This is a genomic window from Couchioplanes caeruleus, assembly GCF_003751945.1.
Taxonomy (GTDB): domain Bacteria; phylum Actinomycetota; class Actinomycetes; order Mycobacteriales; family Micromonosporaceae; genus Actinoplanes; species Actinoplanes caeruleus.
The window spans coordinates 1,566,026-1,584,501 of the sequence record NZ_RJKL01000001.1 but is presented as its reverse complement, the minus strand read 5'-3'; the positions used below and the strand labels follow the sequence as shown (position 1 = coordinate 1,584,501).

Below are 18,476 nucleotides of genomic sequence, written 5' to 3'. Positions count from 1 at the left end.
GGCGCCGATGTGCGTGCGGCTAGTGCGGGGTGATGCTGGTGAAGCGGCGCAGTCGCAGGCTGTTGCCGACGACGAACACCGAGCTGAACGCCATCGCCGCGCCGGCGATCATTGGGTTGAGCAGGCCTGCCGCAGCCAGGGGCAGAGCGGCGACGTTGTAGGCGAACGCCCAGAACAGGTTGCTCTTGATGATCCCCAGCGTGCGCCGCGACAGCCGGATGGCGTCGACGGCGGCACGCAGGTCACCGCGGACCAGGGTCAGGTCGGAGGCTTCGATGGCTACGTCGGTGCCGGTGCCCATGGCCAGACCGAGGTCGGCCTGGGCTAGGGCCGCGGCGTCGTTGACCCCGTCGCCGGCCATCGCAACGACCCTGCCCCGATCTTGCAGTCGTTTGACAACGTCGACCTTGCCGGCGGGCAGCACGTCGGCGATCACCTCGTCGATACCGACCTCGGCGGCCACCGCCCGGGCGACGTTCTCGTTGTCGCCAGTGAGCAGCACCGGAGTCAGGCCGAGACCACGCAGGGCGGTGATCGCCTCCCGGCTGGTCGGCTTGACTGCGTCCGCAACGGCGAGGATCCCGCGAGCCTGACCGTCCCAGCCGGCGACCACCGCGGTCTGGCCCGACTCCTGCGCAGCCTTGAGCGCCTGCTCGATGCCGGCGGTGAGCGTATAGCCGTGCTCGCGCAGCAGCAGCGGCCGGCCGACGAGCACGTCGTGGTCGTCGACGGTGCCGGTGACGCCGAGCCCTTCCAGGTTCGTGAATCCGGTTACCGGGGGCAATGGGCCTCGGTCGGCGCCGGCACGAGCGATGGCCTGGGCGATCGGGTGCTCGGAGGCGGCTTCCACAGCGGCGGTCAGCCTCAGCAGCTCGTTCTGGTCCTCCCCCTCGGTAGCGAGGGTGGCGGCGAGGGTCATCCGGCCGGTGGTGACGGTGCCGGTCTTGTCCAGCACGATCGTGTCCACGCGGCGGGTGGATTCGAGGACCTCCGGGCCTTTGATCAGGATGCCGAGCTGGGCGCCGCGGCCGGTGCCGACCAGCAGCGCGGTGGGCGTGGCCAGGCCGAGAGCGCAGGGGCAAGCGATGATCAGCACAGCGACGGCGGCGGTGAACGCGGCTGTCCAGCCGTTGCCGGTGCCGACCCACCAGCCGAGCGTCGCGACGGCGAGAGTGATGACGATCGGCACGAACACCCCGGAGATGCGGTCGGCCAACCGCTGGGCGGCGGCCTTGCCGGTTTGGGCCTGCTCGACCAGTTTGGCCATCTGCGCCAGCTGGGTGTCGGCGCCGATGCGGGTGGCCCGCACGATCAGCCGGCCGCCGGCGTTGACGGTGGCACCGACCACGGTGTCGCCGGGGCCGACCTCGACGGGCACGGATTCGCCAGTGAGCATGCTCGTGTCGACGGCGGAGGTGCCGTCCTCGACGACGCCATCGGTGGCGATCTTCTCACCTGGCCGGACCAGGAACTGGTCGCCTTCGGCCAACTGCCCGACCGAGATGCGGACCTCAGTGCCGTTGCGCAGCACGATGACGTCCTTGGCGCCCATTTCCAGCAGCGCGCGCAGGGCAGCGCCGGCCCGCCGCTTGGAGCGGGCCTCGAAGTAGCGGCCGGCCAGCAGGAACGTGGTCACCCCGGCGGCGGCTTCCAGGTAGATGTTGCCGGCGCCGTCGGTGCCGCCGATGTCGAGGCTGAACGGGTGCGTCATGCCCGGCTCACCGGCGGTGCCGAAGAACAGGGCCCACAATGACCAGCCGAACGCGGCCAGAGTGCCGAGCGAGACGAGGGTGTCCATGCTTGCGGCGCCGTGCCGCAGGTTGGTCCAGGCTGCCTTGTGGAAGGGCAGGCCGGCGTAGACGACGACCGGTGCGGCCAGCGTCAGTGACGCCCACTGCCAGTAGGTGAACTGCCAGGCCGGCACCATCGCGAGCGCGATGACCGGGACGCTGAGCGCGATCGCCGTGAACAGTCGGGTCCGCACCGCCCTCAGTTCGTCGACGGGTTCGGCCGAGGCGTCCGGGTCGTCGGCGGACGCCGGCGGCGGCAGGGCCGCCGTGTAGCCGGTCGTCTCGACGGTGGTGATCAGAGCGTCCGGGGTGATCGTGTCGTCGTAGGCGACGAATGCCTTCTCGGTGGCGTAGTTGACGGTGGCGGTGACGCCGTCCATGCGGTTGAGTTTCTTCTCGATCCGCGACGCGCAGGAGGAGCAGGTCATGCCGCCGATCGACAATTCGATCCGGTTCGGCGCGGTTTGCAGCGGCCGCGTGATCGCCATGAGTGCTTCTCCTTAATCGTGGGTGTGGCCGTCAGCGTCGTGCTTCGACGCGCTCGGCGCCGCCGACGGGGCAGCCGGGGCCGGGATGTCGGCGCGTGCGCTGGCCTGGGGGAGCAGGGTGCCGGCGTTCGCGGTGAACTCCGCGGTGCGCACGGTGCCGTTGTGCTGGAAGTCGAGGTAGAGCCGGTAGTTGCCGGTGGAGGGGACGTCGGCGTGGAAGACGATGTCGGGTCCGGCGGCTGTCCTGCCGTCGCCGGGTTCGCCGTCGGGGTGCACGTGCACGTAGGCCAGATCGGCGTCGCGCAGGGCGACGAGGTGGCCGTAGGCGCCGAGGTAGGGCTGCAGGTCGGTGACCGGTGTGCCGTCCTTGCTCACCGACAGGGTCACCTGCGATGAGCCGCCCGGGACGAGGTCCCCGGTGATGGTGACGGTGTAGCCGTCGACGGTGGTGGTGCGTTCGGCCACCGGCAGCGGGCGGGGCTGGTAGTCGCCGGCGGCAGGGACGTCAGCGCCGAGGGTCAGCCCGTCGGCGCCGCCGTCGGGCTGGAAATCCGCGAACACCCGGTACTGCCCGGGTGCGGCGACGGCGAGGGGAATCGACCAGGTGCCGTCGGCCGCCAACTCCGGGTGTACGTGCTGGAAGCCGGACAGGTCGCGCCGGACGACGATCAGGTGCAGGTCCTTGTCGTGGCTGATGGTGTAGTCGGTGACCGGCTTGTCGTCGGGCCCGAGGATGCGGAACTGGAACGGTTTGGCTTCGCCGACAGCGAGATCGGTGCTGATCGGCTGCAGCCGGTAGCCGTCCTGGGTGACCTGCAGCCCTGCTGGCAATGCCGCGACGGCGGCGTCCTGGGCGGGTTCGTTGTGCTGGTCGTGGGCGGCTGTGCCGGCGGGCGTCGTGGTAGGGCCGACGGTGCGGCCGAGGCCGAGGGCTGCGGTGAAGACGACCGCAAGCCCCAGGCCGAAGGCTCCCAGCTTGGTGGGGGTGTTCATGACGACCGCACGAGTTCGTATCCGGCCTCGTCGATGGCCGCGGCGACCGCGGTCTCGTCGAGGGGCTGATCGCTGGTGATGGTGACCCCACCGGAGGCCAGGTCGACCTGCACGTCGGTCACGCCGGGGATCTGCCGGATCTCGGTGTCGACGGAGTTGACGCAGTGCGAGCAGGTCATGCCGGTCACGGTGTAGGTGTTCCGGGTCGTCATGACTGTTCTCCTTCACAAGGAACCAGCGGCCGAGTGCCGCTTTCCATCGACGGTACTTATACCCCCACGGGGTATCCACGACATGGCGGCCGCACCACAAGAGTCCCGCCGGGTGCGACCGGCGCACCAACGACAACTCGGCAGCGGACGGCGCGCCGGCGCCGCCGGCTTGCAGCGGCCGCGTCCGGGATGTGGTGTGGCGCAAGCCCGGGACCAGTAGCTCGGCGGCGACCACACGGGCAGCGTCGGCGCGATCCAGGGAACGCGTGCCTGACAGGCCGGACCACCGAGGGCCCGTCATCGCCGGGCTCGCCTGGTTCATGGCGTCATGGGCGGTCGGCTTCTAGCGCGGCTGGTGGCCGTGTCCGCTACTGCCCGGGCTCGGCCTGTGCTCGGTGTGCGCCGGAGCGTGCGGCGCCGGTTCACCCATTCCGGAGCGCAAGGCGGGGCCGATCAGCGTGGATGACAGGGTGAACATCAGCGCGTACCCGGCCAGCGCGATGCCAGGCCCCCACCACCTGAACCGGCGGTGCAGGCGCAACAGCATCGGCGCCATTGCGGCCAGTCCCACCGCCGCGAACAGGGCCGTGCCACCGGCTCCGGCGATCAGGGCGGTACCCGCGAACCAGCCGATGTGATGTGCCAGGTGAGGCAGCAGCCCGAGGACGGCACCGACCACCCCGGCCACGGTCGGCCGGGCACCGATCCGGTACCGACGGCCGGTCGGCGTCGCCTCACCGGCGGGCATCGGAGCCGTGTCTGGTGGGCCGGGCTTCATGAGGGGGTCCCGGCGGGAAAGGCACGCTGATCAAGGTCTGCCGCCCCGACGCCCACCGGCACCGCCACGGGTCCGGCGGCGGCCTGCACCAGTAGCGCGAGCGCGTCGACCACTGCCGGGCGCTGCTCGGTAGGGATGTTGTCCAGCAGAGCGGCGAACCGGGCCGCCCGCGCCGCGGCGAGTTGCCCGGCTGCCGCCCGGCCCGCCTCGGTCAGCTCCAGCCAGACCAGCCGGGCGTCGCCGGGGCGTTTGCCGCGCCGCACCCAGCCGCGGCCGATCAGCTGCCCGACCAGGCGGCTGACCGTGCTCTTCTCGAGCCGCAGCCGGCCCATCAGCTCCGTCTGGGTCAGCGCCCCGTCGTTGGCCAACTCGGCCATCGCATGCACCTCCGAGACCGGGACCACCTCACCGCACGGCGTGCGGTCCGGCTGATGCAGACCGAACGCCCGCACGAAAGCGCTGATCCGGTTCTGTAACGCCAGCGCGTCCACCTCAGTCATGGTTCCACTATACAACCATTTAGTTCGGCGGTACAACCATTGACGCTCTGGGACCGTGCTCGTCCGCTCGGCCGTGGCCATGTGGCCTCGGCCGGCTTGCGTACCTGCGTGGTGCGTTCCTGCTCGGGTCATCTGGCTATCGAATGGTCCGGGTTTCTCGGACGCGGCGGTCTTTGTCCGTTGCCGGCCGCGCCAGGGGTCGGCGCCGAGCGATAGAGGAATGCCGTCTTCACAGAGACACGAGGCTCCTTGCGGGCTTGAGCCGGGTTGCGCGGCGGGCTGCCAGGGATCCGGCGCCGGTCGCTCCGGCCAGGGACACCAGCGCGGCCGCACCCACAGCGGTGAGGCTGACCCTGACGGGCAACCCGGTGTCAGTGGTCTGTACGGCGTCGCTGTGCCCGGACATCGAGGGTGGAGCGGCAACGAGATCGGGGGCGGGGATGTAGGAGAGCAGCCAGGCCAGGACGATGCCGAGGGCGATGCCCACGGCGGCACCGACAAGGCCGAGAATCAGGGCTTCGATGCGGAAGGCGGCGACGACGTGGGACCGTCGCCAGCCGACGGCCATGAGTAGTCCGATCTCACGGGTGCGTTCGGAGACCAGGCCGCGTAGTGCCGTCCAGCTCAGAACCAGTCCGCCGATGCCGCCGATGATCGCCGCGATGGTGGAGAAGCGGGCGGAGATGCGTCCCACTGCTCCCATGATCTGTACGAGGCTGTCGGCGGTGATGGCGCTGACCTGTCCGACGCGCGCGGTGATTCCTGCGGTGACGGCTTCGGTGTCGGCCGAGTTGCCGACCTGCACGTGTACCTGGTTGACCTGGTTCGCGGCCAGGCCGGCCAGTTGCTGTGCGTCAGCGAGTGGGAGATAGATGTTCGAGGCCGCGGTCTGCGCTGAATCCTTGACCTCTACCACGCCGACCACGCTGAAGTCACGTCCGCCGACTGTGACCTGCTGGCCCACCTTGGTGTCATAGAACGCGGCATAGTGGCGGTCGAGGACGGCCACGCGCTGCTCACCGGGGTGGAAGGAGCGGCCCGCGATCAGGTTGTGATCCAGGATCCGGCCCGGGCCGACAGACCGCTGTCCGGGATCGACTCCGGCGATGGTGATGGTCGAACGGGGCCCGAAGTCCCAGATCTGCAGTGCGCCCACGGCCGTGTCGACGCCCGGCACGGCGCTCATCTGCCCGATCTCGCCGGTGTCGAAGGTGGACAGGCCGAACGGCTGGCGTACACCGCGTCCGGTCTGCTCGGAAGGGATGCCGCCGTCCGGGCGGGTGATGACGAGATCGGCGGCGATGCCGGCCAGCGGGGCACGGGCGGCCTCACGGAAACCGGAGCCGAGAGACGTGAGGGCGATCAGCAGTGCCGCACCCAGGGCCACCGCAGCCACCACCGCTGCGGCACGTCGCCGACGGTGGCGTAACTGCGAGCCAACGTAGTGGTTCACCGCCGTCAGCCGTTCGTCGTCCGCTGCTGAAGAGCAGCGTCGAGGTCCTTGATCTCCCAGTCACCCTCGGCGCTCTGCACGGGCGCCGCGCCGGCCGGGAATCCCTTGAAGGCCACCTCACCGTCGATGAGGATGGCGATCGCAACGTGCCCGGTCAGATGGTGCTCGTCGGCGAACTTCCTCCCGTCAGGGGTGTCGGCGTCGTACCGGGTGACGCTGATCTTTTCCTGGTAGCCGGCGAGGACCTTGTCGATGTCCCGCAGGACCGGTTGCACCGGGGGGTGATTGAGGTAGACGAGGTCGACGTCCACACCCGCGGTGGGGTCCGCGGTCTCTTGCTCCGGCGAGCTGCAGCCGCCGGCGGCGAGTAGTGCGCTCAGCGCCAGCGCGGCAATCCGTGTCCTGGTCATGCGACCTCCACTCCGTCTTGAAGTCTGATCTGCCGGTCGGCTGCGGCGGCCACCTTCTCGTCGTGGGTGACCACGACCAGCGCGAATCCGGTCTCGTGGCGCAGCCGCTGGAACATGTCGAGGATGTCCTGGCCCGTGGCAGTGTCGAGGTTGCCCGTGGGTTCGTCGGCGAGGACCAGCGACGGTTCGCCGACCAGCGCTCGCGCGATCGCGACCCGCTGCTGCTCTCCGCCGGAGAGTTGACCGGGTCGGTGGGTCGTCCGGTTGCCGAGGCCCACCTGCTCCAGGCGTTTGCGGGCCTGCTCCCGGCGTGCGGTGTCGCTCATCCGCTGGGGGTAGAGCGGGATGGCCACGTTCTCCAACGCCGACAGCGTCGGGATCAGATGGAATGCCTGGAAGACCAGACCGACGTGCGCGCGGCGCCAGTCGGCCAGGTCGTCCTCGCCGGTGGGCAGTACGCGGCCCTGGCTGCTGATCCGGCCGGAGTCGGGCGAGTCGAGGCCGGCGAGGAGATTGAGAAGCGTGCTCTTTCCCGATCCCGATCGGCCCACGATCGCGAGGAACTCGCCGGCCTGAATGGTCAGGTCGATGCCGGCCACCGCGGTGACCTTGCCGAAGGACTTGCGGATCCCCTCGGCTTTCAGGACTTCACTGGACACGCCAGGCCTCCATGGGTTTGATGCCGGCGGCGCGCCTCGCGGCGAGAATGCTCACCAGCGTTGCCGCAACCAGGCTGGCCAGTGCGGCGGCGGCGATCAGGAACACGTCCAGCGAGGCGTTCATCGGGACGGTGAGGGACAGTTGCCGGGCTCCGCCCGCCAGGAAGTGGGGGGTGGGGCTGAGTTCCCAGGGGACCGGCACGGTGACGGTCGTCGTGTTCAGGGCCCAGGTCACCGCCACGGCGCCCAGGACACCAAGTACCAGGCCGAGTGTGGTGATGGCCGCCGTCTCCGCGGTGAGCTGGGTTGTCACGGCGCGGCGCGGCCAGCCCACCGCCCGCATCACGGCGACGTCACGGCGCCGTTCGGCGAGGTTGGCGCTCACCGTGCGTGCCAGCCCGGCCGCCGCGACGAGCAGCGCGGCGATACCGACCAGCAGGCCGAAGCGGTCGATCAGGGAGAAGGTGGAGCCCAGGGCGTCGTCGAACGACTGTGGCGTGGTGATGAGGCTGTCCTTGCCGAGCGCGGCCGCGACTTCACGGGCGACCGCTTCGCTGCTGGCGGGCTGGGCGGTGACGAAGACCATGTTGACGTCGGTCGGGCCCGAGATTCCGGCAGATGTGGTGATCTTCTGTGCGTCGGCGAGAGGCAGGTAGGCGTTGGCGTTGGCGATCTGGCCGGCTCGGCTGGTGTCGACGAGGCCGACCACCGTGAACGCCTGCCCGGCGATGGTGAAGGTGTCGCCGGTCTTGATCTGCTTCTGCTCCGCATAGCTCAGGTCGAGCACGGCAACTCCGGAGTCTTGAGGTTGCAGGAACCGGCCGGCGCGGAGACCGGCGCTCAGCCGGCCCGGCCCGATCCGTTCCGCCGGGTCCATGCCGAGCGTGACGACCAGGTCGTCGTCCTGGAAGGACCAGAAGATCAGGGCTCGGCTGGTCGCCTCGACGCCGTCGGTGGCGGCGATGGACGATGCCTGGTCGTCGGTGATCACCGCGGCGGAGTGCGGGAAGACAGCGCCTTCGAACGCTTGTGGCCGGTCGCCTTCGCGCTGGGCGACGATGTCGGTGCCGATCTCCGACAGCGGAGCCCTGGCAGCTTGCCGGTATCCGCTGCCGTACGCCTGGAGGCTTAGGAAGAGCGCGAGTCCGATCGCAAGGCTGACCGCGCCGGTGAGGGTGCGGATCGGTCTGCCTGTCAGCTCCGCCCACACCAGAGTAAATCGTGGCACTATTCCTCCTTCACATGTAGTGGTGGGCCAGGAGCCGAAGCAACCCGAAGGCGGCGCCGGCGGCGACGAGGACGAGGGCGGACCGGGGTCGGCGCCACAGGATCAGGGCTGCGCCCGCGGCAACGGCAGCGGTGAGCGGATCGATGATCCCGGTCCGGCCGAACTCGACCGTGACTCCGGCGAGCACGCCGATCACGCCGAGGGTGACGCCGTCGAGTACGGCGCGGGTCCAGCTGTAGGAGCGGATGAGCCGTAGCAGGGGGCCGGCCGCTGCCATCAGCACGAAGGACGGCAGTACCACGACGATCGTGACGATCAGCGCACCCGGCAGCCCGCCGAGTGTGTAGCCGAGGAAGGTGGCCGTGTTGAGCACCGGCCCCGGGGTCACCTGGCCCACGGCGATGGCGTCGAGCAGCTGGGACTCGGTGATCCAGCCACGGTCGACCACGAGCTCGCCGCGCAGCAGCGCCAGCAGCACGGCCCCGCCGCCGAACAGCAGCGCGCCGGCCTTGAGGAACACGCCGGCCAGCGACGGTAGGTCGGGCTGGCCCATGGGCGCCGCCAACGCGAGCGTCAGGGCGCCCGGCTTGTGCGGCACGCCGGTGTGCCGCAGGTGAGCGGCGAGCCCGAGCACCCCCGCGACGGCGAGCAGGAGCAGTTCGTCGACCCCGATGACGTACGCGACGGCCACGCCGGCCATGAGGACGGCACGTCGTGGGCGGCGGGGTTTCGCGGAGCCGGCGAGCCGTATGACGGTCCAGGCGGTGACCGCGACGACCACAGGTTTGATGCCGTACAGCAGCGAGGCGGCCGCCGGGGTGGTCCCGTACTGCACATACAACGCGCCCAGGATCGTGGCCAGTAGGGCGCCGGGGAGGATGAACGCCACGCCGCCGGCCACGAAGCCGGCCCGCCCGGCCCTGTGGCGGCCGATGTGCATGGCCATCTCCACGGCGTTCGGACCGGGCAGCACACTGACAATGCCAGCCAGGTCGAGGAAGTCGCGTTTGTCGATCCATTTCAGACCGAGGACGACTTTGCTGTGGACCAGTCCCGTCGTCGCTGCGGGGCCGCCGAACGACAACGCGCCGATGCGCAGGAAGACCCAGAACACTTCGGCGGTTGCCCGGCGTCGGGCGGACCGGTCCAGATCGGTCATGCCGGGAACACCTCGATCTCGGTGGCCTTCAGGGAGGCCCAGACCCGGTCTCCGATGCGCAGCGCGAGATCGGCGAAAGCCTCGGCCGTCACCTCGGCGACCAGCGACGGTTTGCCCGCGAGGACGACGCGCAGCACCTCGCGTTCGACGTCGAGGCTCTCGATGCGGCACGGCCACGTGTTACGCGGCGATCCGTCGGGGCGTTCGCGGTGCAGGGCCACCGAGCGGGGCCTGATGCCTGCCCACACCTCGCCGTGCGCGGTTTCGGGCACTACCAGTTCGAAGCCGCCTTCCACGGTCAGCCGACCGCGCTCGGCCCAGCCCCGCAGCAGGTTGATGCCGACGAACTGGGCGACGTACTGCGAGCGCGGGCGGGCGGTCACCTCGGCAGGGGTTCCGGTCTGCACCACGCGACCCTCCTGCAGGATGATCAGCCGGTCGCCGAGGGTGAAGGCTTCGGTGGGGTCGTGGGTCACCACCAGGCGTACACCGGGGAAGGACTCCAGCGCCCGTTGCAGATCGCGGCGCATCTCGGCGCGCATGCCGACGTCGAGCGCGGACAGCGGCTCGTCGAGCAGCAGCATCTCCGGCGCCACCGCCAGGGCCCTGGCCATGGCGACGCGCTGTGCCTGACCGCCGGACAGTTCGGCGGGTCGTGCGGCGGCACGGTCGGCCAGACCGACCCGGTCCAGCCATGCAGCGGCCTGCCGGGTCGCTTCCCGGCGGGCAAGTCCCCGGCAGCGCAGCCCGAAAGCGACGTTGTCGACGGCGCTGAGGCTGGGGAAGAGGCGCAGGTTCTGAAAGACCACGCCGACGGGACGGCATTCGGGTGGCACGAACGACCCGGCGGCGGGGTCGTCGAGCACCCGGCCGTTGAGGGTGAGCCGCCCCGAGTCGAGGCGGTGCAGACCGGCCAGGGCGCGCAGCAGGGTGCTTTTGCCGGCTCCGTTGGGTCCGAGGACGGCGACGGTCTCCCGGTCGGCGACCTCGATGTCGACGTCGAGGCCGAAGGTTCCGTTCACCAGCTGCATCTGTGCGGAGAGGGTCATAGCCCACCGGCCCACTGTTTGCGCAGGCCGATCAGGATGCTCAACGACACCGCCACCAGCAGCAGGCTGAGGACGACCGCCGCTTCGGGGCTCTGTTCCAGGGCTACGTAGACCGCCAGCGGCAGGGTCTGGGTGGTGCCCGGAAGGTTGCCGGCGAAGGTGATGGTGGCGCCGAACTCGCCCAGGGCGCGGGCCCAGCACAGGACCGCCCCCGACAGCAGGGAGGGGCGGATCTGCGGCAGGGTGATCCGCCGGAACACCGTCCACGGGCTCGCGCCGAGGGTGCGGGCCGCTTCCTCCAGATGGCGGTCCGCGGACTGCAGCGCACCGCACACCGTCAGCACGAGGAAGGGCATCGCCACGAACGTCTCGGCGAGGATCACGCCGTAGGTGGAGAACGCGAGCCGGATGCCGAACGCGTCGTCGAGGAAACTCCCGAAGACGCCCTCGCGCCCGAACGCCAGCAGCAGCGCCACGCCGCCGACGACCGGCGGGAGCACCACCGGAAGCGTGGTGATGGCGCGCAGGATCGAACGGCCCGGCAGTTGGGTGCGCGTCAGGATCCATGCCACCGGAAGCCCCAGGATCAGGCACAGCGCTGTCGCGCACACCGAGCACAGCAAGGAGACCTGCAGGGCATCGCGAGCCTGCCGGGACCACAGCTGTGAGGCGGCTTCAGCCCACGGGACACGCAGGAGCAGGGACGCCAGGGGGGCGGCGAACAGCATCAGCCCCATGCCGCCGAGCAGTGTGACCGTCACCGCCAGCCACCGCGAGCGGCGGGCTCGCGGTGGCGGCGGCGTGGCGACCGGGTGGGATACCGCGGCCGTCATCGCGGCTCCTGGAAGCCGTGTTTCTGCAGGATCTTCTTGCCGTCGGCGGAGAGCAGGTAGTCGAGGAACATCTTGGCGCCGGCGGGGTTGTCCCCTGTGTTGAGGACACTCGCCGGGTAGCGGGCGACGATGTTCTGATCGTCGGCAATGGTGACCTCGTCCGCCTTACCGGCCACCGACTTGGCGTCGGTGGCGTAGACGATGCCGGCGTCCGCCTCGCCGAGAGTCACGCGGCTGACGACCTGCTTGACGTCGAGTTCCTCACCGCCCCTGGGCACGGGAACCTTCGCTCGCTCCAGTGCCTGCCGTGCGTAGCGCCCGGCGGGGACCTGCGGCCCGCACAGCGAGACCGTCAGATCCTCGCGGCTCAGGTCCACCAGCCCGTTGATCTTATGGGGGTTGCCCTTCTGGACGAGGATGCTCAGAACGTTGCCGGCGAAGTGCTGGACGGAGCCGACGGTCAGGCCTGCCTCCACCGCCTTGTCCATGGTCGGTTCGTCGGCGGAGGCGAACAGGTCTGCCGGGGCGCCGTTTTTCAACTGCGTGACCAGGGTGGAGGAGCCGCCCACGTTGAGCCGAATATGCAGTCCCGGGTGTACCGCAGCGAATTCGCGTTTCGCTTCTTCCAGGGCGCCGCTGAGCGATGATGCGGCGAAGACGGTGACCGTCTTCTGTCCGTGTCCGCTCTGTGCGGCGCCGTGTGCGTTGCCGCATCCGGTTACCGCCAGAGCCGTCGCGGCACAAATGACGGCCCTGGCGAGCCACTGTCGTGCCATCAGGGTCAGCCGCCGGCCATGGCGGGGAGAACGAGGACCTCGTCCTTCTCGGTCAGGCCGGTCTGTTCCCCGTCGAGCCCGCGGATGTCGTCGCCGTTGACGAAGACATTGAGGTACGCGCGCAGCCTGCCGTCGCTGCCGCGCAGCAGTTCGCCAACCGTGGGGTAGCTGACGAGGAGGTTGTCGATCGCCTCGGAGACGGTGCTGCCGGCCACCTCGACGGCGGACTGGTTCGCGGTGTGTTTGCGCATGATGGTGGGAACGAAGATCTTCGGCATGAGGCTCTCCCTCAACAGTCGTTGTTGTCGAGATGGCTACAGACGGTGCAGTCCGGTCGGCGGGCCACCTTGAGCAGGCGGGTCATGTTGGAACGCAGGTCGAAGAACATCAGTTGGTTGTTCAGCGGTTCGGCGAACCCGGTGAGCACCTTGATCACCTCCATGGCCATGACGGCGCCGACGAGTCCGGGTCCCGGGCTCATGGCCGGGAAGACCTTGATGTCGGTCCAGTACGGTGGCTTGGTCGGGTAGATGCACGACAGGCACGGCGTGCGGCCGGGCAGCACGGTGGTGATGTAGCCCTCGGTGTCGTACATCGCCCCGGAGACGAGCGGGCGTCGCAGTTCGACCGCGGCCTTGTTGAGGGCGTAGCGCTCCTCGAAGAGCGGCGCGCCGTCGGCGATGAGATCGGCGTCGCGCACGATCCGCAGGGCGTTGTCGTCGGTGACGTATTCCGGATAGGTGGTCACCTCGACATCGGGATTGATACGGGCAAGGCTGTCAGCGAACGCGTCCACGCACGGGCGTCCGATGTCCCGGGGGTTGGCGAGCAGCATCCTGTTGAGGTACTCGGGAACGATCTCGCCTCCGTGTGCCAGGGTGAGGCGGCCTACGCCTGCCATGGCGAGGTGCGAAGCGACCGTGCCTCCGACGCCGCCGCCACGTGAGATGGCGACGTGGGCGTCGCGGAGCCGGCGCTGGCCCTCCAGGCCGAAGCCGTCCAGGCGCAGCTGGCGTGAGTAGCGATCGAGCTGGAATTGAGTGAAGTCTGGCGCCTGAAGCGTCATCCTCATCCCCCGCGTGTCGTGTATCGACTTGTTGCCGGAACGTCAACGACCGTATCGAGGCGCAGATCAGGGGATGTGCAGCAGAACGTCAAGGGCGGGGCAAGAGCCCGACAAGGGCCGGACCAGCGGCCCACGGAACCGAAGGATGAGCAGGAGTAGCGGAACAAATCGCAGGTGGTTCGTTGTCCATCGGCGCACAGTGGGAGCCCGCGGTATGTGCTCGATGCACGGCTCCGGCCGCCAGGGAAGGAGGCATTGCCCACGAGGATGATCGGTCGGCGGCGATGAGCGCCACCGCCGGCCCCTCGGAGTTCATGGCGACACGAGTTCATGGCGACACGCATGTGCGGCCTCATCGAGTGCCGCACGACGGCCCGCCCCGCCGTGCCGCTGTGGTCAGGCGGGTTGCCTCTCACCGGCCGGCGTTGCCGCAGATGCACCCGCAAGCTGCCCGTGGAGGGTGGCAGTGTGTTGCTCGGCCGGCGATCTTCCGTTCACGGCAGCCCGAGGGCACGCAGGCACGAGCACACGGACCTCGGTCGCTGGAGCGGTCCCGGGGCAGAGCGGCATCTCCACCCGGGCCTCGGTGCCACGCGGGGTCACCGGCAGAAGGCGTAGCGATCCGCCGTTGGCCTTGGCGAGGGTGTCGGCGATCGCCAGTCCCAGACCGGATCCCTCCCGTTTGGCGGAGTTGCTGCCCCGCCAGAACCGGCCGAGCGCGCGCTGGCAGTCTTCCGCCGACATGCCGGGGCCCTCGTCGATCACCTGGATCTGCGCATATGCCCCGGCAGCCTTGTGACGTACGGTTATCGACGCGTTCGCGGCGGACGCATGGATCGCGTTGTCGATGAGGACGTCGAGAATCTGCTCGAGATGGCCGGGCACGCACGCCGAGACGGTCCCGTCCGGATCGGGCGCCAACAATGTGACACGTTTGCGGGCCGCGGCCTGCTCCCAGGCGTCCACTCTGGTCGTGATGACCTCCGCCACGTTCACCGGTGTCACGGACTGGTCCCGGCCTTCGGCCCGGGCCAGCCGCAGGAGTTGATCCAGCAGCATGGAGAGACGTTCGATCTCCGCTAGCGCCTGCTGGAGTCGTTTCCTGGACTCCGGCCGGACTCCCGATTCGAGAGTCTCGACTCGCAGCCGCAACGCGGTCAGCGGGTTGCGCATCTGGTGGGAGGCGTCGGCGACGAAGGCCCGCTGCGTCTCCAGCAGAGTGACGAGATGGTCAGCCATCCGGTTGAACCCGTCGACCAGTCCTTGCATTTCCGGTGGGCCGCCTGCGCATCGGACGCGCACGTCATACGCACCGTCGAGGATGGAACGCACGGTATGGTCGAACTGTCGGATGGGCCGTAACAGCCAGCGGGACAGCGGCACGCTGGCCAAACCGACCGCGGCCAGCGCCAGGACCGCTGCGCCGAGCAGCAGCAGGGCGTGCCTGACCACATCCTGTTGTACGGCCGTGCCTGAGGCGACGGAACCCAGGGCGCCGATCACATCGTCGCCTTCGAGGACGGGCTCGGCGATGATGACGTCCCCCGGCCACAGGGCGTGCCGGGCATGCTGGGACGGGCCGGCGCTCCTGCCCTGCAACGCCTGCGCCAGTGATGAGTGCAGCGCGGCGGCGGTGCCGTCGACGTCGGCGTGCGATGCCGCGGCCACTCTGCCCTTGACATCGACGAGGATGACCGTGGTCTGACGGTTGGCTTCGAAACGCCGCAGTCGCTCTTCGAAGGCCGCCGCCCTAGTCTCGTCCTCCAAGACCGCTCTGGCTTCGGCGGCCAGTTCACGGGTGTCGCGTGCCTGCGTGTTGGCCAGTTTGTGGTAGGCGTTCATTGAGTAGCTGAGGGCGAGAGGGACCTCCAGCATCAGCAGGATGACGGCGGTGACGGTGAGGTAGGTGAGAAGTAGCTTCTTCTGCACAGGTCACCCTTCCTCAGCCGCGCGGGTCGGTCAGCCGGAAGCCGACACCACGAACGGTCTCGATCCATCGTTTGTCGCCGAGTTTGGTTCGCAAGGTCCCCACGTGGACGTCGAGGGTCCGAGTCGAGCCGAACCAGTTCTCGTCCCAGACCTGCTCGATGATGTGCTCCCTGGTGAGCACCGCGCCGCGTTCAGCTGCCAAAAGGGCTAGCAGGTCGAACTCCTTGGCAGTCAGCGACAGTGGCCGGCCCGCCACGGAGGTCTTGCGTACCCGGATGTCGATGCTGAGGGCTCCTATCTCCAGCGGAGGATCCCCCGCTGGAGAGGCTGTGGGAACGACGGCTTGGGTGGTGCGCCGCATCACCGCCTCGATCCGGGCCAGCAGTTCGCGGAAGCCGTAGGGCTTCACGACGTAGTCGTCGGCGCCCGCTTGCAGGAGCATGACCCGGTCGATCTCCTCTGATCGCGCTGTCAGCGCGATGATCGGGATCGTCGATGTGGCCCGGATCCGGCGGCACACCTCATAGCCGTCGAGATCCGGAAGACCCAGATCGAGCAGGACGAAATCGGTCTCCCCCGCAGCCTCCACCGCTGCACCGCCGTCGGCCTTCCACAAGACGGTGTGGCCGTGTTGGCGCAGTGCGTCGGCCAGCGCGTCTGCAACGTGCTCGTCGTCCTCAGCCACAAGAATGCGCAACGTAGTCCCAACTCCCCCGAAACAGGACGGCGTTCCACCAGCGGTGGGAAGTCTAGCCAACGTTTCTGTGATGAATGTAAATACATTTCACCCCCTCGGCCAGACTGCGAGGAGACGCCACCCGGCAGCCGCGCCCGGCCCCGGCGCGAGAGGCATGACCATCGCCGACTGTCAATCTCATGTCCGACGCTGAACTGTCAATCTCATGTCCGAAGCTGAAGAGTCCTCTGCACTGGGCTTGACGGTTCGTTGCACATACCGGGCCTAGCGTGGGTGCCGAGGTTCAGTGATCCACGATATTGGTGGGGTCACGAACAGTCCGCTACCCGCGATGCCTGCAGGAGGCCGCCCATGCGGTTCACCAACTGGCTCCTGATGGCCACCGCGCTTCTTCTGCTGTTCAGCGCCGCCTGGCTGCTGTTCAACATCTTCATGCCGGTCACCGTCTGACGTCTCGTCGCCCGCCATCTCCTGACACCCTCGCCGCGCCCCGGGCAAATGAGCACGGCCGAGCCGGTCATGACCGGTGTCGACCCCGGTGCGCGGGCTGCTATCGGCGGTGCCATCGAGTGGTGCATCGGTTTCGACCTGGCCGAGGCTCTCCCGTACGGCGACGTCCTCGACCTGGTTCCGCGCGATGAAGCCCAACGCATCCTTCGCACCGCCGGCCTGCATCTGGATCCCGGGCAGGCAAGCGACGCAGGTCTTGGCCGATGGCGGCGACCAGCGTCGTGGACGCCGCCGTCGACCTCCGGCCTGGTGCGTGATGTCCGGTTGCTGTGCCAGTACTCCGCAGTCATGCGCAGGCTACGCAAACCCGGATCCCGCGCTGTGGCGACAGTCGTACCAGCAGTGGCTAGCCACGTTCGGCGACGTAGGTCTGCGTCCCGACACCGAGCAGGCGCTGCAGGCGTTGTGGCACAGCTATGTCACGACAGGCCGGCCCATGTTGATCGAGTTCGGGCCTCCGCGCGTCGTACGGCCGGTATTCGACGATGCCTTCGCGATCGGAGACCTGGTTCTGGGCGACACGCTGGTGGACGTCAAGACCTACGTGGATCCGATCTCTTCGTTGAGCGCCTTCGTCGATCAATCTCTGGGTTACGTCCTGTGCGACGTCGAAGACCGCTTCGCGATCCGCTCGATCGGCATCTACCTGGCATGGCAGGCTCAATTTTCCCCGCGCGGCACGACTCCACCTGCCTAGTGTCGGGCTCGTCGTGGGTGACGGGGGACAAGGTGCTGCGGCCACCCGATCGAGCTGATGCGTGCCGCCGGGGTGCCGAAACTGCCGCAACCGCAGATGTGTCGCGGCGGCCGCGCGTACGAAGTGAAGTGGGACGGTTGTCCAGAGGTGCTGGCGGACCATTGCGTCGATGCCCTTCTTGCTGTTGGCCGCCCGAGCGAACTGCTTGACCGCAGCGACACGACCGCGCAGCTTCTGGCCTTCGCCGCTGGGGTCGCCCGCAGCCTCGATCGCCTCGATCTCACGGCCCAGCTCGGCGGCCTCGGCCCAGAGCGCACCTGCGACTTCCTGCGCGGCTGTACGAACCTCGTCGAGCTTGTCCTGTCGCCACACGCCGCTTCGAAGGATGAAGAAGCCCGCCTCGGGCGAGTACCTCACGCCTGAGCCGCCGGTATTTGTCCTGACATTCTGACGAGCTGTAGCCTGGAGGGAGGCGATCGGGGGAGGACCTGGTGAGCAGTCCGGTGAACGTGGCGGTCGACCGGCGCAGCCCGGTCCCGCTGTATTTCCAGGTCGCCCAGCAGATCGAAGCAATGATCGACCGAGGCGAGCTGCTTCCCGGCGCCAGGCTGGAAAACGAGGTAGTTCTCGCCGACCAGATGGGGCTGTCGCGCCCCACCATGCGCCAGGCGATCCAGTATCTGGTCGACAAGGGACTGCTGGTCCGCAAGCGCGGCGTCGGCACGCAGGTGGTGCACGGTCAGGTCAAGCGGAACGTGGAGCTGAGCAGCCTTCACGACGACCTTCTCCGGGCCAACCAGTATCCCACCACCAAGGTCATCTCGGCGACCGTGGTGCCGGCGACGGACGACATAGCCGTGGCACTGCACCAGCCGCCGGGCGCCGAGGTGGTGCGGCTCGAGCGGCTGCGCTACGCCAATGACCAGCCGCTGGCCATCCTGCAGAACTGGCTTCCCACCGGATTGGCCGATCTGACCCCCGAGCGGCTCGAGAGGCAGGGTCTGTACGCACTGCTGCGAGCGGTCGGCGTGACTCTGCGGGTGGCCTCCCAGCGCATCGGCGCGCGCGCCGCCACCGGCCGGGAGGCGACCCTGCTGACGGAACGGCGCGGAGCGCCGCTACTGACGATGGTCCGGACGACCTACGACGACAGCGGCCGCGCCGTCGAATACGGCAGCCACGTCTACCGGCCGGCGCTCTACAGCTTCGAGATGGCGCTCGTCGAGCGGTGAGCGCCGGGACGGTCCGG

The 18,476-nt window shown here is 69.0% G+C and carries 20 protein-coding genes; 3 read left to right on the top strand and 17 right to left on the bottom strand.

Annotated elements, in window-relative coordinates; all coding sequences use genetic code 11:
- Positions 1-19: 19 nt before the first annotated feature.
- From EDD30_RS06880 to EDD30_RS06800, 17 genes are all read right to left on the bottom strand, one after another.
- Positions 20-2,278 carry a heavy metal translocating P-type ATPase gene (locus EDD30_RS06880; RefSeq protein ID WP_071808974.1) on the bottom strand — a complete coding sequence of 753 codons (2,259 nt, stop codon included), beginning with the start codon at positions 2,276-2,278 and terminating at the stop codon, positions 20-22.
- 12 nt (positions 2,279-2,290) lie between these two features.
- The gene (locus tag EDD30_RS06875; protein WP_071808973.1) at positions 2,291-3,271 is read right to left on the bottom strand and encodes a hypothetical protein; all 981 of its coding nucleotides are present in this window, start codon (positions 3,269-3,271) and stop codon (positions 2,291-2,293) included.
- Positions 3,268-3,483 (bottom strand): heavy-metal-associated domain-containing protein, encoded by a 216-nt coding sequence (locus EDD30_RS06870; protein WP_071808972.1) that lies wholly within the window; start codon positions 3,481-3,483, stop codon positions 3,268-3,270. The genes EDD30_RS06875 and EDD30_RS06870 overlap by 4 nt, the downstream gene beginning before the upstream one ends.
- A gap of 343 nt (positions 3,484-3,826) precedes the next feature.
- Entirely contained in the window at positions 3,827-4,231 is a 405-nt protein-coding gene (locus EDD30_RS06865) for a hypothetical protein (RefSeq protein ID WP_071808971.1), read from the bottom strand.
- Positions 4,232-4,257: 26 nt separating this feature from the next.
- The gene (locus tag EDD30_RS06860) at positions 4,258-4,761 is read right to left on the bottom strand and encodes a MarR family winged helix-turn-helix transcriptional regulator (protein WP_084557496.1); all 504 of its coding nucleotides are present in this window, start codon (positions 4,759-4,761) and stop codon (positions 4,258-4,260) included.
- Between the two features lie 229 nt (positions 4,762-4,990).
- Entirely contained in the window at positions 4,991-6,160 is a 1,170-nt protein-coding gene (locus EDD30_RS06855) for an ABC transporter permease (protein WP_071808970.1), read from the bottom strand.
- 59 nt (positions 6,161-6,219) lie between these two features.
- Complete coding sequence (locus tag EDD30_RS06850; RefSeq protein WP_071808969.1) at positions 6,220-6,624, bottom strand: hypothetical protein; 405 nt, start codon at positions 6,622-6,624, stop codon at positions 6,220-6,222.
- On the bottom strand, positions 6,621-7,283 hold the full coding sequence (locus EDD30_RS06845) for an ABC transporter ATP-binding protein (RefSeq protein ID WP_071808968.1): 663 nt from the start codon (positions 7,281-7,283) through the stop codon (positions 6,621-6,623). Before EDD30_RS06845 ends, EDD30_RS06850 begins: the two co-directional genes overlap by 4 nt.
- Positions 7,273-8,511 carry an ABC transporter permease gene (locus EDD30_RS06840; protein ID WP_084557492.1) on the bottom strand — a complete coding sequence of 413 codons (1,239 nt, stop codon included), beginning with the start codon at positions 8,509-8,511 and terminating at the stop codon, positions 7,273-7,275. Before EDD30_RS06840 ends, EDD30_RS06845 begins: the two co-directional genes overlap by 11 nt.
- Before the next feature lie 10 nt (positions 8,512-8,521).
- A complete protein-coding gene (gene chrA, locus EDD30_RS06835) occupies positions 8,522-9,670 on the bottom strand; it encodes a chromate efflux transporter (RefSeq protein WP_071808966.1) in 1,149 nt (382 codons plus the stop codon).
- The gene (locus EDD30_RS06830) at positions 9,667-10,701 is read right to left on the bottom strand and encodes an ABC transporter ATP-binding protein (RefSeq protein WP_244945570.1); all 1,035 of its coding nucleotides are present in this window, start codon (positions 10,699-10,701) and stop codon (positions 9,667-9,669) included. The genes chrA and EDD30_RS06830 overlap by 4 nt, the downstream gene beginning before the upstream one ends.
- Before the next feature lie 14 nt (positions 10,702-10,715).
- Complete coding sequence (locus EDD30_RS06825; protein WP_084557489.1) at positions 10,716-11,552, bottom strand: ABC transporter permease; 837 nt, start codon at positions 11,550-11,552, stop codon at positions 10,716-10,718.
- The gene (gene modA / locus EDD30_RS06820; protein WP_071808964.1) at positions 11,549-12,328 is read right to left on the bottom strand and encodes a molybdate ABC transporter substrate-binding protein; all 780 of its coding nucleotides are present in this window, start codon (positions 12,326-12,328) and stop codon (positions 11,549-11,551) included. Before modA ends, EDD30_RS06825 begins: the two co-directional genes overlap by 4 nt.
- Before the next feature lie 5 nt (positions 12,329-12,333).
- The gene (locus EDD30_RS06815; protein WP_071808963.1) at positions 12,334-12,606 is read right to left on the bottom strand and encodes a MoaD/ThiS family protein; all 273 of its coding nucleotides are present in this window, start codon (positions 12,604-12,606) and stop codon (positions 12,334-12,336) included.
- Between the two features lie 11 nt (positions 12,607-12,617).
- The gene (locus EDD30_RS06810) at positions 12,618-13,394 is read right to left on the bottom strand and encodes a HesA/MoeB/ThiF family protein (protein ID WP_071809001.1); all 777 of its coding nucleotides are present in this window, start codon (positions 13,392-13,394) and stop codon (positions 12,618-12,620) included.
- A 396-nt stretch (positions 13,395-13,790) separates the two neighbouring features.
- Positions 13,791-15,323, bottom strand: a complete 1,533-nt coding sequence (locus EDD30_RS06805) for a sensor histidine kinase (RefSeq protein ID WP_071808962.1) — start codon at positions 15,321-15,323, stop codon at positions 13,791-13,793.
- A gap of 13 nt (positions 15,324-15,336) precedes the next feature.
- Positions 15,337-16,020 carry a response regulator transcription factor gene (locus EDD30_RS06800; protein WP_071808961.1) on the bottom strand — a complete coding sequence of 228 codons (684 nt, stop codon included), beginning with the start codon at positions 16,018-16,020 and terminating at the stop codon, positions 15,337-15,339.
- Positions 16,021-16,657: 637 nt separating this feature from the next.
- Between EDD30_RS06800 and EDD30_RS38185 the strand changes: the two genes are divergently transcribed.
- The 3 genes from EDD30_RS38185 to EDD30_RS06785 all read left to right on the top strand — a co-directional run bounded on the left by EDD30_RS38185 (position 16,658) and on the right by EDD30_RS06785 (position 18,459).
- Positions 16,658-17,227 carry a hypothetical protein gene (locus tag EDD30_RS38185; RefSeq protein ID WP_143162995.1) on the top strand — a complete coding sequence of 190 codons (570 nt, stop codon included), beginning with the start codon at positions 16,658-16,660 and terminating at the stop codon, positions 17,225-17,227.
- Between the two features lie 57 nt (positions 17,228-17,284).
- Positions 17,285-17,650, top strand: coding sequence for a hypothetical protein (locus EDD30_RS06790; RefSeq protein ID WP_143162994.1), 366 nt, complete (start codon positions 17,285-17,287; stop codon positions 17,648-17,650).
- 68 nt (positions 17,651-17,718) lie between these two features.
- Positions 17,719-18,459: a GntR family transcriptional regulator gene (locus EDD30_RS06785; protein WP_071808958.1), complete on the top strand. Its 741-nt coding sequence runs from the start codon at positions 17,719-17,721 to the stop codon at positions 18,457-18,459.
- The last annotated feature ends 17 nt before the right edge of the window (positions 18,460-18,476 follow it).

What these genes read in the sequence shown, in the direction of transcription:
- chrA (WP_071808966.1), bottom strand. Translation starts at nt 9,670, where the DNA reads ATGACCGATCTGGACCGGTCCGCCCGACGCCGGGCAACCGCCGAAGTG.
- EDD30_RS06865 (WP_071808971.1), bottom strand. Translation starts at nt 4,231, where the DNA reads ATGCCCGCCGGTGAGGCGACGCCGACCGGCCGTCGGTACCGGATCGGT.
- EDD30_RS06815 (WP_071808963.1), bottom strand. Translation starts at nt 12,606, where the DNA reads ATGCCGAAGATCTTCGTTCCCACCATCATGCGCAAACACACCGCGAAC.
- EDD30_RS06880 (WP_071808974.1), bottom strand. Translation starts at nt 2,278, where the DNA reads ATGGCGATCACGCGGCCGCTGCAAACCGCGCCGAACCGGATCGAATTG.
- EDD30_RS06810 (WP_071809001.1), bottom strand. Translation starts at nt 13,394, where the DNA reads ATGACGCTTCAGGCGCCAGACTTCACTCAATTCCAGCTCGATCGCTAC.
- EDD30_RS06850 (WP_071808969.1), bottom strand. Translation starts at nt 6,624, where the DNA reads ATGACCAGGACACGGATTGCCGCGCTGGCGCTGAGCGCACTACTCGCC.
- EDD30_RS06830 (WP_244945570.1), bottom strand. Translation starts at nt 10,701, where the DNA reads ATGCAGCTGGTGAACGGAACCTTCGGCCTCGACGTCGACATCGAGGTC.
- EDD30_RS06870 (WP_071808972.1), bottom strand. Translation starts at nt 3,483, where the DNA reads ATGACGACCCGGAACACCTACACCGTGACCGGCATGACCTGCTCGCAC.
- EDD30_RS06875 (WP_071808973.1), bottom strand. Translation starts at nt 3,271, where the DNA reads ATGAACACCCCCACCAAGCTGGGAGCCTTCGGCCTGGGGCTTGCGGTC.
- modA (WP_071808964.1), bottom strand. Translation starts at nt 12,328, where the DNA reads ATGGCACGACAGTGGCTCGCCAGGGCCGTCATTTGTGCCGCGACGGCT.
- EDD30_RS06790 (WP_143162994.1), top strand. Translation starts at nt 17,285, where the DNA reads ATGCGTGCCGCCGGGGTGCCGAAACTGCCGCAACCGCAGATGTGTCGC.
- EDD30_RS38185 (WP_143162995.1), top strand. Translation starts at nt 16,658, where the DNA reads ATGAAGCCCAACGCATCCTTCGCACCGCCGGCCTGCATCTGGATCCCG.
- EDD30_RS06860 (WP_084557496.1), bottom strand. Translation starts at nt 4,761, where the DNA reads ATGACTGAGGTGGACGCGCTGGCGTTACAGAACCGGATCAGCGCTTTC.
- EDD30_RS06825 (WP_084557489.1), bottom strand. Translation starts at nt 11,552, where the DNA reads ATGACGGCCGCGGTATCCCACCCGGTCGCCACGCCGCCGCCACCGCGA.